General features: G+C 60.6%; 11 protein-coding genes and 3 pseudogenes. 6 read left to right on the top strand and 8 right to left on the bottom strand.

The window, feature by feature from the left end:
* Positions 1-44: 44 nt before the first annotated feature.
* Positions 45-845, top strand: a complete 801-nt coding sequence (locus tag HJB89_RS23250) for an aminoglycoside phosphotransferase family protein (RefSeq protein ID WP_221132509.1) — start codon at positions 45-47, stop codon at positions 843-845.
* Here the strand turns inward: HJB89_RS23250 and HJB89_RS23245 are convergent.
* Positions 842-1,864: an NAD(P)H-binding protein gene (locus HJB89_RS23245; protein ID WP_221150575.1), complete on the bottom strand. Its 1,023-nt coding sequence runs from the start codon at positions 1,862-1,864 to the stop codon at positions 842-844. The genes HJB89_RS23250 and HJB89_RS23245 overlap by 4 nt on opposite strands.
* 94 nt (positions 1,865-1,958) lie before the next feature.
* Here HJB89_RS23245 and HJB89_RS23240 point away from each other — a divergent pair, with 94 nt between their 5' ends.
* Positions 1,959-2,858, top strand: a complete 900-nt coding sequence (locus tag HJB89_RS23240; protein ID WP_207581249.1) for a LysR family transcriptional regulator — start codon at positions 1,959-1,961, stop codon at positions 2,856-2,858.
* Between the two features lie 208 nt (positions 2,859-3,066).
* Positions 3,067-3,573 (top strand): annotated as a pseudogene (locus HJB89_RS23235) (GrpB family protein); the annotation flags it as partial.
* A 13-nt stretch (positions 3,574-3,586) separates the two neighbouring features.
* Here the strand turns inward: HJB89_RS23235 and HJB89_RS23230 are convergent.
* Positions 3,587-3,868: a DUF2188 domain-containing protein gene (locus tag HJB89_RS23230; protein ID WP_164013504.1), complete on the bottom strand. Its 282-nt coding sequence runs from the start codon at positions 3,866-3,868 to the stop codon at positions 3,587-3,589.
* A 230-nt stretch (positions 3,869-4,098) separates the two neighbouring features.
* On the opposite strand from HJB89_RS23230, the gene HJB89_RS23225 reads away from it, so the two are divergent.
* A complete protein-coding gene (locus HJB89_RS23225) occupies positions 4,099-5,196 on the top strand; it encodes a calcium:proton antiporter (protein ID WP_221115850.1) in 1,098 nt (365 codons plus the stop codon).
* A gap of 73 nt (positions 5,197-5,269) precedes the next feature.
* Here the strand turns inward: HJB89_RS23225 and HJB89_RS23220 are convergent, their stop codons facing one another.
* The 6 genes from HJB89_RS23220 to HJB89_RS23195 form a co-directional block, all read right to left on the bottom strand.
* Positions 5,270-6,139 carry a 3-deoxy-manno-octulosonate cytidylyltransferase gene (locus HJB89_RS23220; RefSeq protein WP_221115851.1) on the bottom strand — a complete coding sequence of 290 codons (870 nt, stop codon included), beginning with the start codon at positions 6,137-6,139 and terminating at the stop codon, positions 5,270-5,272.
* Between the two features lie 35 nt (positions 6,140-6,174).
* Positions 6,175-7,080 (bottom strand): glycosyltransferase family 8 protein, encoded by a 906-nt coding sequence (locus HJB89_RS23215; protein WP_221115852.1) that lies wholly within the window; start codon positions 7,078-7,080, stop codon positions 6,175-6,177.
* Positions 7,081-7,262: 182 nt separating this feature from the next.
* Positions 7,263-7,649 (bottom strand): type II toxin-antitoxin system VapC family toxin, encoded by a 387-nt coding sequence (locus HJB89_RS23210; protein ID WP_221150574.1) that lies wholly within the window; start codon positions 7,647-7,649, stop codon positions 7,263-7,265.
* 2 nt (positions 7,650-7,651) lie between these two features.
* Entirely contained in the window at positions 7,652-7,912 is a 261-nt protein-coding gene (locus tag HJB89_RS23205; RefSeq protein WP_221132502.1) for a type II toxin-antitoxin system Phd/YefM family antitoxin, read from the bottom strand.
* A gap of 97 nt (positions 7,913-8,009) precedes the next feature.
* The gene (locus tag HJB89_RS23200) at positions 8,010-9,212 is read right to left on the bottom strand and encodes a pyridoxal phosphate-dependent aminotransferase (RefSeq protein ID WP_207581256.1); all 1,203 of its coding nucleotides are present in this window, start codon (positions 9,210-9,212) and stop codon (positions 8,010-8,012) included.
* A 10-nt stretch (positions 9,213-9,222) separates the two neighbouring features.
* On the bottom strand, positions 9,223-9,537 hold the full coding sequence (locus HJB89_RS23195) for a hypothetical protein (RefSeq protein ID WP_221142073.1): 315 nt from the start codon (positions 9,535-9,537) through the stop codon (positions 9,223-9,225).
* Positions 9,538-9,783: 246 nt separating this feature from the next.
* Between HJB89_RS23195 and HJB89_RS23185 the strand changes: the two are divergent.
* Positions 9,784-11,415 (top strand): annotated as a pseudogene (locus HJB89_RS23185) (ArnT family glycosyltransferase).
* 281 nt (positions 11,416-11,696) lie between these two features.
* Positions 11,697-12,011, top strand: a pseudogene (locus HJB89_RS23180) (marine proteobacterial sortase target protein); the annotation flags it as partial.
* Positions 12,012-12,102 lie beyond the last annotated feature (91 nt).

Below are 12,102 nucleotides of genomic sequence, written 5' to 3'. Positions count from 1 at the left end.
AAAGGCGGGATTCCATTTCCGAGATGTCTTTGTAGGGTGCCATCATGTTCGCTCCCCATCTTGATCGCTGGTCGCTGATTGCCGACGGCGAACCCATCATCACCCATTCAAGCCGCCTGCTGCCAGTCCTTTGGCAGGACAGGCCCGCCATGCTGAAAGTGGCGGCCGATATTGACGAACGATACGGCGCGCTGTTGATGCAATGGTGGGCGGGTGATGGCGCAGCCCATGTCTATGCCCAGGAAGGCGACGCCGTGCTTTTGGAAAGGGCGATGGGAAAACGCTCGCTGCTTGCCATGGCGATGAACGGCGAGGACGACGAGGCGAGCCGCATCCTCTGCCGAACGGCGGCACGGCTGCATGCGCCGCGCGAAAAACCGCTTCCTGATCCCGTGCCCCTCACCCACTGGTTCCGCGATCTGGAACCGGCAGCCAAAAAACATGGCGGCACGCTGGCCAATTGCTCAGCGATTGCCGACGCCCTGCTTGCCGACCAGCGCGACCTCACCGTCCTGCATGGCGACATTCATCACGACAACATTCTCGACTTCGAGGCGCGTGGCTGGCTGGCGATTGATCCGAAACGGCTCCATGGCGAGCGCGGCTTCGATTTCGCCAATATCTTCGCCAATGAGGAACTGCCCGTTATCACCGATCCCGCCCGTTTCCGCCGCCAACTCACCGTCGTTTCGGCCGAGGCCCGGCTGGAGTCAAAACGGCTGCTGCGATGGATTGCGGCCTATTCCGGCCTTTCCGCCGCTTGGTTCCTCGGCGACGCAAACACGCGGCAGGCGGAGACGGCTCTGACAGTCGCCCGGCTCGCCCTCGCTGAATTAGAGGCCTAACCCGCATTCTCATGCGAAGGCGCGATCAAGCCGATCATCATGTCATGATGCGATTCAGGCAGGCAGCCGAGCGCCACGAGCGAAGCCCTGACCGCCTCGTCGATCGGCGTCTGCGGCTCTTTGCCGAGTTCGGCAACCAGCTTGCCGTTCCTCATCCGCAACGGCACCTTCCAGAGATAGCGCATCTCCCTGATCTCCCGCATCACAGCAACAAACGGCGCCGCCAGCGGCACGATCCACCAGGGGAAGCCGCCGATTTTCGCCTTGCCGCCGGCGACACGTTTGATGGCTTCGGCCATCTGCATGCCATCCGCATCCCAGAAGCCTTCCATATGATAGACGGCAAAGGGCGGCAGCCGATCGGCCCGCTCGGCAAGCCGAGCGATTGTTTCCGCCATGTCGGGCAGATAGGCCCACTGATGGCCGACGCCGTGCCGTCCCGGATTCTTGATCGTGCCGACCGGCTTGCCCGGCGTCACCAGGCCGGATGAGAACCAGCTGTTTCCAGTCGCACCCGGACCGAAGAAATCCCCGGCCCTGACGATGATGACGCCCGCGCCGGATTGCGACGCCGCCTTCAGCCGCTTCTCCATTTCGACACGGACTAGCCCCTTCTTCGTCACCGGATGCTGCGGGCTATCTTCCGTCGGCGCCGGCAGGGCATCGGGGCCGAAATTGTAGACGTTGCCCGGCAGCACGATGCGCGCGCCGACGGCGCGAGCAGCGGCAATGCTATTGTCGAGCATCGGCAGCACCAGCGTTTCCCAGTCGCGGTAACCGGGCGGATTGACGGCGTGGACGATCAGGTCGACGCCTTCAGCCGCCCTCAACACGTCGCCGGCATTCATCGCATCGCCCTGCATCCATTCGAAAGCCGGCTCGCGCCTCGACGCCTTGGCGGCATCACGGTTGAGCGCCCGGATGCGCCAGCCGCGGGCAAGCAGCTTGCGGGCAACCGCTCCGCCGATGCCGCCGGTGGCGCCGAGAATGAGCGCCGTCGTGTTCATTTTGCTGTTCATGACAATCATCTCCATCGATCCGATAAAAGGACTATGCCACCGGGAGCAGATAAACAAAATTGACGAAATAAATGCAGCTGCTATACAAAAATACATGATCGCTGAACCGAGCTGGGATTTCTACCGCAGTTTCCTGACCGTGCTCCAGCAAGGGTCGCTTTCGGCCGCCGCCCGCGAACTGGGGCTGACGCAGCCGACCATAGGTCGTCATGTCGACGCACTGGAAATGGCAATCGGCGCCGAACTCTTCACTCGATCCCCGAACGGGCTATTGCCGACCGACGCCGCACTGGCGCTGAGACCCTATGCCGAGACGCTGGCGGCAACCACTGCCGCCCTTTTGCGCACCGCATCCGGCGAGCGCGATCGCGTGGCTGGAACCGTCAGGATCAGCGCCAGCGAGGTCATCGCCATCGAAGTGCTGCCTGGGCTTCTTGGACGGCTGCAGGAGACATATCCCGAACTCCAGATCGAGCTGTCGGCTTCCGATACGATAGAGGACCTGGTGAACCGCGAGGCCGATATCGCCGTGCGCATGGCCGAGCCGCAGCAGGGTGCGCTCGTCGTGCGTCGCATTGGCGATATCCCGCTCGGCTTCCATGCCCATCGCCGCTATCTCGAACGATACGGCATTCCGCAAACCTTGGCTGACCTCGCAAACCACCGGCTCATCGGCTTCGACCGGCAGACGGCCTATGTCCGTATGGTGATGAAGCGCTACGCGGTTCCCGGCATCCACTTCTCCTACAGGACCGACAGCAATCTCGCCCAGCTTGCCGCGGTCCGCGCCGGCGTCGGCATCGGCCTCTGCCAAGTCGGGCTTGCACGTGAAAACCCCGATCTGGTGCACGTGCTACCCGATGCTTTCGGCCTACCGCTCGGCACGTGGGTGGCGATGCATGAGAGCCTGAAGACCTCGCCGCGCTGTCGCGCCACCTTCGACGCACTGGTCAAGGGGCTTCAGGACTATCACCGATATTCGACCAGCACATAAGCTCCAAATCCGGAATCGATTTTCGCAAAGAATCATGCGCAAATTCAACGTGATTGAGCATCTAAAGCATGTCGCGCAAAAGTGTTCAGCGGTTTTGCGCTAACGACATGCGTAAAAACAAAGACCTAAAGCGCGAGGGGCGAATCTGAAGATCGCGACGCGCTTTAGAACCTGTCCTATCGGACGCGCGGCGCTGTAGCGGAAGAAGATGATGACCCACGATCCGGTTGAACTCGTGCCCTACGATCCGCAATGGCCAGAGGCGTTTCGGCGCATCCGAGACAGGTTACTCGTCTTGCTGCCGCAGGCGCTCTCCATCGACCACATCGGCAGCACGTCCATATCGGGCATGAGTGCCAAACCGCTGATCGATATCGACATCGTTCTTCCCGGCCTCGGGCACATCGAGGATGCCACCGATGTGCTTCTGGCAGAAGGCTACGAACCGCGCGGCAATCGTTACGACGACGAGGTCTGGGCATTTTTATCACGAGGTTCCGTGCCGCGGGAGCGCGTCTACCTCTGCCTGCTCGGCAATGGCACGCATCGAAACAGGCTCGCTTTTCGGGATTATCTCATCATGCATCCGCAGGCGGCGGCCGATTATGCCGCGCTCAAACGCAGGCTGGCAGCCGAATTCAGGATGGACGGCAATCGCTATACTGCGCATAAGCGCGAATTCGTCGACGCGATCGTCGCGCGGGGGCTTAACGGACGACGATTCGGCTTCAGATGCCTTGCGAGGCCTCGGCCGAGCGGTCCTTCCACTGGCCGTCCACCACCTCGGTTTCCGGCCGGTCGCCGCCTTCGGCATATTCCTCATGCCACTTGCCGTTCTCGTCCTGCCAACTGATCTCGGCGGAATCGCCGCCGACCTGCTGTTCGGCCGCGACGATACGCGCAGCTTCCACTGCCTCGGCATGGGTCGGGAATGCCTCGGAATAGACGCCTCCGAGCCGGTAGGCCCAACCGCCGTCATGCGGCACGACTTCGTAGACCACCTTGATCATGCATTCACCTCCTCATCTTCTTGTTGCGCATTCGCACGCTTCCGGACAGGATCCGGATCATCGCGGCCGCTTGACGAGAATTCGAGGACGCCGCGATCTGCTTTTCGGCCCCGATGACATCAGTATTCCATTAAACGCCGAAGACTGCAAATGGGACTGGATCGATGCTTGCTTGATATGCGGAATCAGTGACTTAGATAAAACGCATGGATCGGGACAGGAGCTGAAGCTTGGGGATTGCATCACGCTTGAAAGAAGAGAAGTTTCTGGTCGCGGCACTTGTCGTTGCAGCGATCGCCTATTTCTTGGAACACGCGGTGATCGAGATGGGACGCGGCATCGCCCTGATCGCGGCCGCCGCCCTGGTCGGCACCATCGTTCTCGCCTCGATCCGAGTTGCCCATCACGCCGAGCTGCTCGCCGTCAAGGTTGGCGATCCCTATGGCACGATGATCCTGACGCTGTCGGCCGTCGCCGTCGAGGTCATCATCCTCGCCATCATGATGAGCGGCGAGAGTTCGCCGGCACTGGTGCGCGACACGATCTATTCCGCCCTGATGCTCGATATCAACGGCATTCTGGGTCTCGCCGCCCTGCTCGGCGGCCTCAAGCATGGTGAACAGCCCTACAACGACAATTCGGGCAAGACCTACGGCGTGATGATCCTCACCGCCATCGGCATCTCGATGATCGTGCCGGAATTCGTGCCCGGCGACAAATGGCACTATTATTCCGCCTTCACCATCGTCGCGATGATTGCGCTCTACGGCCTCTTCCTGCGCATGCAGGTCGGCCAGCACAGCTATTTCTTCAGCTACAGCTATCCGCGCTCCGAACGGAAGAAAGAAAGTCCGGACGAGCATGGTCCCGACGAATCGACCGCAATCTCGATCGCCACCATTCTGGTCGGCGTCGTCATCATCGGCCTGCTGGCGGAGTTCATGGCCACACTCATGACCGAGGGTCTGCGCGACAGCGGCGCGCCGATCGCGGTGACCGCCGTCGTCGTCGCGGCGATTTCAGCCGCCCCCGAGATTCTCACCGCCTTGAGGGCAGCCCTCAGGAACCGCATGCAGGCGACGGTCAACATCGCCATGGGCGCCTCGCTCTCGACGGTGATCCTGACGGTGCCGGTCATGGAGGCCATCGCACTCTATACCGGTCAGCCATTCATCATGGCGATGACCCCGGTGCAGACGGTGATGGTGACGATCACCTTGATTGCCGCCGCGATCAATCTTAACGACGGCGAGACCAACGCTATCGAAGGCATGACCCATTTCATCCTCTTCGCCACCTTCGTCATGCTGACGGGGCTGGGGCTTTGACGGCGGCGCGCTGAAACCGATATTCGAACAGCCTTCTTGGCAGCTCACGCCTGTCAGCACGGACCTGCGACCATTATTCCTTCGACTTTTCGAGGAAACGCTGCTTACGGGTTTTCGGCTTGAAGCGCCGGAAGAAACCTTCGACGGCCCGGATGGATTTGGTGACGGACATCAGCCTGTCGATCTGGCTGTTGGCATTGTGAAGTCGCTCCGACAGAACCTCGGCCGCCGTCATCGCAATCTCGATCGGCGGCAGCTGTGGAAATCGTTTGGCGAGCGCCGCATAGGGGCTCGTATCGACACCACCCATCATCGAGATCGTGCCCATCCTGGCAAAGAGACGCAGGAATATCTGCTCGAACGTCCAATCGTGCACGTCGAAGACCTTCCACTTCTCGCTCCTCTTTGCCGAAAAGCCGGCAAGCAGGATCTTGCCCGGCAGTTGCAGCTCGGCGAGCCAGAGCGCCAGCGCAAAGCCGCTCGTCGCGATCTTGCCTGTCGGATAGAGATCCCCGATCATCTGCGTCAGATCAAGGTGACGGGCTCTGGCGCCGTTGAAGCGGCTCTCCTCGCTGAAGTTTTCCTCGGGAGAAACGCGAATATTGACGACGCCCAGAAAATTGTCGCCGGCAAAGAAGCGCAGGACATCCGCAGCCTCGCGCCGGTGGACGATATTGGCGCCCATCACGCCGCTGCGGGCAACCAGCACCGCATGGCCGGCGAAGGGTTCGTCGAGCACCTTGTAGACATTATTGAAGAAGACGTAGAGCGCCGTCTCCGGCAACTCGCTTCGCAGCTGCTCGAAATCGACCGCCTCGCTGTTTGCCACCAGCACGATGTGGGAATAGCGCGACAGCAGCGCTTTCCACGCTTCCGGCGTGAGGAAATGCAATCCGTCATCTGCTGCGGCCACGGTGTTGATATCGCTGGGGATCGATTCCATATCGGCTCACATGCACTTTCCAAGGACGCGCCTTACTAGCTGTTGCTGAAATAGGCGCGCATCCGTGCCAGCCGCGTCAGCCCGCCGATCTGCTTTCCCATATGCGAGAGAAAGCCCGCCACCCGGCCCGTCATCGACGGCTGTCTGCAGAAGGAAGCCCAGGGCGTGTCTCGCAGATCCTCGATATAACGCCTGGCCATCTGCCGGTGCACCCAGGGAACGGTCGCCTGCCACGGTTTTTTCCGGCCGGTGAAATGAAAGATCGCCGGCCGGCCCACGAAAGGCAGGAGGCCCGTCTGCGTGTTCCAGCGCGGATCGAGCGCCAGCCAGTCGCCGTCGAAGCTGACGTTCAGCGCATCCTGGTCGTTATTCTCGAAAAGATGCGACCGCTCCTCGAATATCTCCCGTGTCCTGGCAAAGAGCCCCTTCGCCCGGCAGGCCGACCAATCGAACAGCAGCACGCCGGCATTGAAATACCGGCCGCCCTCGCGCATGCCGATCTTTCGCTGCCGCGCGCCGGCCTTCTCAGGAAAGGCCATGACATAATCGTCGACCGCGGCAAGCGCCTTGCCTCGAAAATCTCTGGTGAAGAGTTCGTCGACGGGTGCCACCGCCAGCACGTCGGCGTCCAGGTAAAGCAGGCGCTCGATATGATCGGGAATATGCAGATCCATGTAGAGCCGCGCCAGTGTCGCGGCCGACCAGCGGCCTCGCGCCTGCTTTGCAGTTTCCGGCGTATTATAGGGCAGCACGGTGATCGCCATATCGTGCAGCCGCGCGAAATTTCCAACCTCGGCGATTTCGCTCGGCTTGAGGTCGATGCCGAGAAGCAGGAACTCCGCTGGCGAAGCCCCCAGATTGCGCTTGACGGAAAGCAGGGTGCAGCAGGCGGCCGGCAGCATGTTGACATCCGAACAGACGATCACCGCACTCTGCTGCAAAATCCCGGCCTCCCAAAGCGGCAACTTAAACTTAATGCCGGATATCTAGTTGGTTTGGCGCCGCCCCGCAACCGCAGATCACCCGCCGAACAGTCACTCTGCGTCACGTTTTGAATCTGAATTCAACGACTTGCGAGGCGAAGCGGAATCAAGGCCGCAAGGCGTTGAATCGGGATATGAGCCTATAATCGCACCGCCAGCGGATGGCCGACGAGCAACCGGTCGACCGTCGCTAGCTGCAGCCCCTCGACCTTGCACTGCGCCAGCAGCATTCGATCGAAGGGATCGCGCGTCTCCGGCTCGGGGTCGGCGGCAGTGATGACGTGCTGAATTTCGATCCGCAGCAGTATCAGCCCTATTTCCTCTAGAGATCGCGCGATGTCTTCGAGCGGCATGCCAGGATCCAGCTTTCCCAGCCGAGCCTTTATCGCCGTCTCCCAAAGACTTGCAACACTGACGAAACCCACGGTCTTGGTGTCACCAAGCAGCGCCGCGATCTCCGGGAACCGATGTCCGACGTCCTTGCGCAGGATCGCGAGAACGATATGGGTATCAAGGAGAAGCTGCATGGTTACGGCAACGGCTTCAGGAGAAAATCCTCGGGCAGCGGATCGTCAAAATCATCTGCGATGAACGGGACGGGATTGGTAATGCCTCGTGAGCGAAGATAGGCCTGACCAGCTTCCAGGTTCAAACCGCCGCGTTTCTGATGTGGCACCAGATCGAACACCGGCCGGCCGTTCCGCGTCACAACAATGGTTTCGCCTTGCTCGACCTCGCGGGCAAGCTCCGTCAGCCGGTTCTTCGCGTCGCGGATCGAAACGGTCTTCATGCTTCAAATGTAGCCACATGCAGCCACATCGTCAACGTCGCCACAAAAAAGGCCCGCCGTCACCGGCAGGCCTTCGATCGATCTTATCGCAGTCCGCTTACCTGCAAGCGGCGCAGAAGCGCTGGATGCGGCGGCAGGCTTCCTCGAGCTGCTCTTCCGACGTTGCATAGGAGATGCGGAAGTTCGGGCCGAGGCCGAAGGCCGAGCCTTGAACGACGGCAACGCCTTCGGATTCCAGGAGCTCGGAAACGAAATCTACGTCCGTCTCGATGACCTTGCCGGAGGGTGCGGTTTTGCCAATCAAGCCCTTGCAGGAAGGATAGACGTAGAAAGCGCCTTCCGGCACCGGGCAGACGATGCCCTTGGCCTGGTTTAGCATCGAAACGACGAGATCGCGACGGCCTTCGAAGATCTTCTTGTTCTCAGGGATGAAGTCTTGCGTGCCGTTCAGCGCTTCGACAGCCGCCCACTGGGCGATCGACGTCGCCCCCGAGGTCTGCTGACCCTGAATCATGTCCATCGCCTTGATGAGCTGGATCGGGCCTGCGGCATAGCCGATACGCCAGCCGGTCATCGCATAGGCCTTGGAGACGCCATTCATCGTCAGCGTGCGGTCGTAGAGTTTCGGCTCGACTTCGACAGGCGTGACGAACTTGAAGTCGCCATAGGTCAGGTGCTCGTACATGTCGTCGGTCAGTACCCAGACATGCGGATGCTTCATCAGTACGTCGGTCAGCGCCTTCAGCTCGTCCTGCGTATAGGCAGCACCCGTCGGGTTGGACGGCGAGTTGAAGATGAACCACTTGGTCTTCGGTGTGATCGCCTTTTCGAGATCTGCCGCCTGGAGCTTGAAGTCATGCTCCTGGGTGGCCGAAACGAAAATTGGCGTGCCGCCGCATAGCGCAACCATCTCCGGATAGGAAACCCAGTAAGGCGCCGGGATGACCACTTCGTCGCCGGGGTTCAGCGTCGCCATGAAGGCGTTGAACAGGATCTGCTTGCCGCCGGTGCCGACGATCGTCTGCTCCCAGGTATATTCCAGGCCGTTTTCACGCTTGAACTTGGCAGCGATCGCCTTGCGCAATTCGGGAATCCCGGAAACCGGCGTGTACTTCGTCTCGCCGCGGTTGATCGCGTCGATGGCGGCCTTCTTGATATTCTCGGGTGTATCGAAATCCGGCTCGCCCGCGCCGAGGCCAATCACGTCACGTCCTTTTGCCTTCAGCTCGCGCGCTTTCTGGGAAACGGCGATGGTGGCTGAAGGCTTCACACGGGAAAGAGCGTCGGCAAGGAAGGCCATGATATCGGTCCTAATGGTTGAAACGGGCAGAAAGCCGGGACCGGAGTTCTGCGCCTAGCTCTATGTCCAATGTATGATGGCATTTCAAGCGCAAAGGCGTGATGGAGGCAATGATTCTTATTGATCGTTTCGCCACATCGGCGAGCGGGTCGCCGCCCTTTTCGGCAAGGCTTGCAGCGCGCAGTCGAAGCGCTACGCGCAACTCTTGAGTCAATCTCTTGAGAACATCGGGATTTATCTGTTTTGGATGCTGCCGCTCGAAGTCATCCGCGAGCATGTCGAGGAGTTCAAGATTATCGCCGGCATCCGACCTGACCTTCGACATCACGCCGGTCCTGAGGAATGGAGTCAATAATCAATCTGGGCGAATTGCTTTTTAAGGCATTGCTGATGAACTGCCGTCATGACAAAGCCGCCCCGCAAGCCTTCCAAACCGCTGCTCGGTGATGGCTACGAGCCGCCCCGCAGCCGACCGCGCCGTCGGCGAGATCCCGCTCAACCCAATCTTCCTCTCGATCCGATGCCGGCGCGTATCGCGCCGTGCCGGGCGTCGGAAGGGACGCGGTTTCAGATGACCGACGACCCGGAAATGAACCAGGCCGAAGGTCAGTACTACCCGCAGCAGATGACCGACCGGGACATGGCTTTTCGCAACTATCTGAGCCTCAACACGGCGATCTTGCTGGGGATCCTGTTTATTGCGATCGTCTTCAGGTTCCACAAGATCACCTTGCCGCTGGTCGACGGCTTCAGCTGGCGCGAGATAAGCACCGCCATGATGGCCGACAATTTCCAGCACCGCAGCTGGAACATCTTCTTTCCGGAGGTCAGTTGGACCGGGCCCGGGCCAAGCTATCAGGGCCGCGAGTTCCAGATCGTCAGCTATCTCACAGCCTTGCTCTATCAACTCTTCGGCTGGCACGACTGGTTCGGCCGCATGGTTGCGGCCTTCTTCGGTCTGGTGACGGTGTTTTCGCTGCACAGACTAACGGCGCTATGCTGGGACGAGATGCACGCCCACGCGGCGGCACTTGCCTAAGCGCTGATGCCGGCGGCGATCATGATCGACAGCTCGTTTCTTCCCGATCCCGCGATGCTGGCCTTGGTGACCGTTGGCATCTGGCTATTCGCCAAATTCTGGGCCGGCGGCAGCGGCTGATTCTTGCCACTCGCCACGGTCAGCTTCTCGCTCGGCGCGCTGTCAAAGCCACCAGGCCTCGCCGCCGGCGCCGTCATCTTCTATCTGATGGTCTGCTGGATTCTGGAGAAGAAGCGAAAGCAGGCGACCTGGGTCTTCCTGTCTGGGCTTTTGAGCCTGGCCGTCGTCGGCGCCTATTTCAGCTGGGCGATTTATCTCGGCCGCAGCTATCCGCCGTTTCATTTCGCCGGCAGTGGCGGTTATATCTGGGATTACGGCTTCTGGACATACGTCAGGGACAGGTTCTACTTCCAATCCTTATGGATCACCTCGGTCTTGTGGTTCTACGGCTATCCGTTCATGGTGCTGCTCGCGGTCGGCTTGTGGATGCCACCCAGGCCCGCCGAAGACCCGAAGCAACGCACCCTTTCGGCCATTCCCTATGTGTCGCTGGCTGCGGCCATGATCCTCTATCTGGCGGCGGCGGGCGAGATCACCAGCGATGTGTGGAACTTCCACATCTTCCATGTGCCGGTCGCGATGTTCTGCGGCCACGGCGCGCTTCTTCTGGCAACGCTTGCCTCCAGAACCGTTCCAACGCCGGCGGTGGTGTTTCGCTCGATCTGCATCGTGGCCGTCGCGCTTGCCTGGTCGACCTTGCCCCTTGTCAGGACGATGAAGAAGCCAATCGCCATGAAGGGCAAGCTGCTTGGCGAGGAACTGGCGCGGTTGGCGCAACCGGGCGACCTCGTAGTCGCCATCGCGCCCGAGGTCGGCGATCCCGTCGCAGTCTACTACAGCGGGGCGCGCGGCTGGGTGTTTCCGCCTGGCGGAGGCGATGTCGAATGGTCGAAATTCGTCGCGGATGACGCCACCGCGATCGCGCAGCTCGAGGAACTGCGCGCGCAGGGCGCCGATCTGTTCGGCGCGGCCAAGAATGCCGTCGACAAGCAGGACCGGCGGTTCGTCGAGCATCATGATGGGGTCATCGACTATCTGGACAAGACCGCAACCAAGCTTGTCGATTCGGACGATTTGCTGGTTTATAGGATCACCCGTCCATGAGAGCCGTGACCGTCTGGGCCATGGGTCTTGGATAGAAATAGCGTCTCGGACGGTTCAGCGGCACTCCGCCTGCGAAGGCCGGCAAGGCGGGGCCAGGCGACCTGATCCCCGAATCGCGTTTTCGTCGCCGATGTCTTTTGAAAACAAAGAGATCGTCGGTTTTCGTCATCGCCACCAATAAGCCGCAACAAATGCCGCACACCGCCGCAATTCGGTCGCGAGCGCGCCGAGATCGAAGCCGCATCATTCCGGTCTGCGAAATTGGTTATTGAGGGTCGCCAATGGTTCTGGAAGATGAGTTTGCCATCGGGCGCATGCGCCGGATCTCCGTTTCATTTCTTGTCGTCGTCACCGCCTTTGTTGCCTGCGTAGCCGCAACATTGGGTATTGCCTCCGCCGCGCGCGCCGCCGAGACGCAGCAGACATCCAGCCAACTTGCAGCACTTGTCCGACCGAACGACGTCAACAGCGGTTCGCTGCTCTTTCCGTCGAAGGAGCCGGGCTTCTATGTCGAAGCGCCATGGCTGAAGGCCGACGTCGCAATCGATGTCTCCGAGCCGATCGCCAGGGCCACCACCATGATCGCGCAGAAGTTCTCGACCGTGAACCTGCCGCAGGCGGCGATGCGCGCCGACGAGCAGATTACGCATGGGCTCACCATGCTGTTCCTGGCGCTGACGGCGGCAA

The organism is Rhizobium sp. NZLR8, from assembly GCF_019685025.1.
Lineage (GTDB): Bacteria > Pseudomonadota > Alphaproteobacteria > Rhizobiales > Rhizobiaceae > Rhizobium.
The sequence above is the reverse complement of the archived record's forward strand: the minus strand, read 5'-3'. Positions and strand labels throughout refer to the sequence as shown.

What these genes read in the sequence shown, in the direction of transcription:
- HJB89_RS23250 (WP_221132509.1), top strand. Translation starts at nt 45, where the DNA reads ATGTTCGCTCCCCATCTTGATCGCTGGTCGCTGATTGCCGACGGCGAA.
- HJB89_RS23245 (WP_221150575.1), bottom strand. Translation starts at nt 1,864, where the DNA reads ATGAACAGCAAAATGAACACGACGGCGCTCATTCTCGGCGCCACCGGC.
- HJB89_RS23240 (WP_207581249.1), top strand. Translation starts at nt 1,959, where the DNA reads ATGATCGCTGAACCGAGCTGGGATTTCTACCGCAGTTTCCTGACCGTG.
- HJB89_RS23230 (WP_164013504.1), bottom strand. Translation starts at nt 3,868, where the DNA reads ATGATCAAGGTGGTCTACGAAGTCGTGCCGCATGACGGCGGTTGGGCC.
- HJB89_RS23220 (WP_221115851.1), bottom strand. Translation starts at nt 6,139, where the DNA reads ATGGAATCGATCCCCAGCGATATCAACACCGTGGCCGCAGCAGATGAC.
- HJB89_RS23210 (WP_221150574.1), bottom strand. Translation starts at nt 7,649, where the DNA reads ATGCAGCTTCTCCTTGATACCCATATCGTTCTCGCGATCCTGCGCAAG.
- HJB89_RS23205 (WP_221132502.1), bottom strand. Translation starts at nt 7,912, where the DNA reads ATGAAGACCGTTTCGATCCGCGACGCGAAGAACCGGCTGACGGAGCTT.
- HJB89_RS23200 (WP_207581256.1), bottom strand. Translation starts at nt 9,212, where the DNA reads ATGGCCTTCCTTGCCGACGCTCTTTCCCGTGTGAAGCCTTCAGCCACC.
- HJB89_RS23195 (WP_221142073.1), bottom strand. Translation starts at nt 9,537, where the DNA reads ATGTCGAAGGTCAGGTCGGATGCCGGCGATAATCTTGAACTCCTCGAC.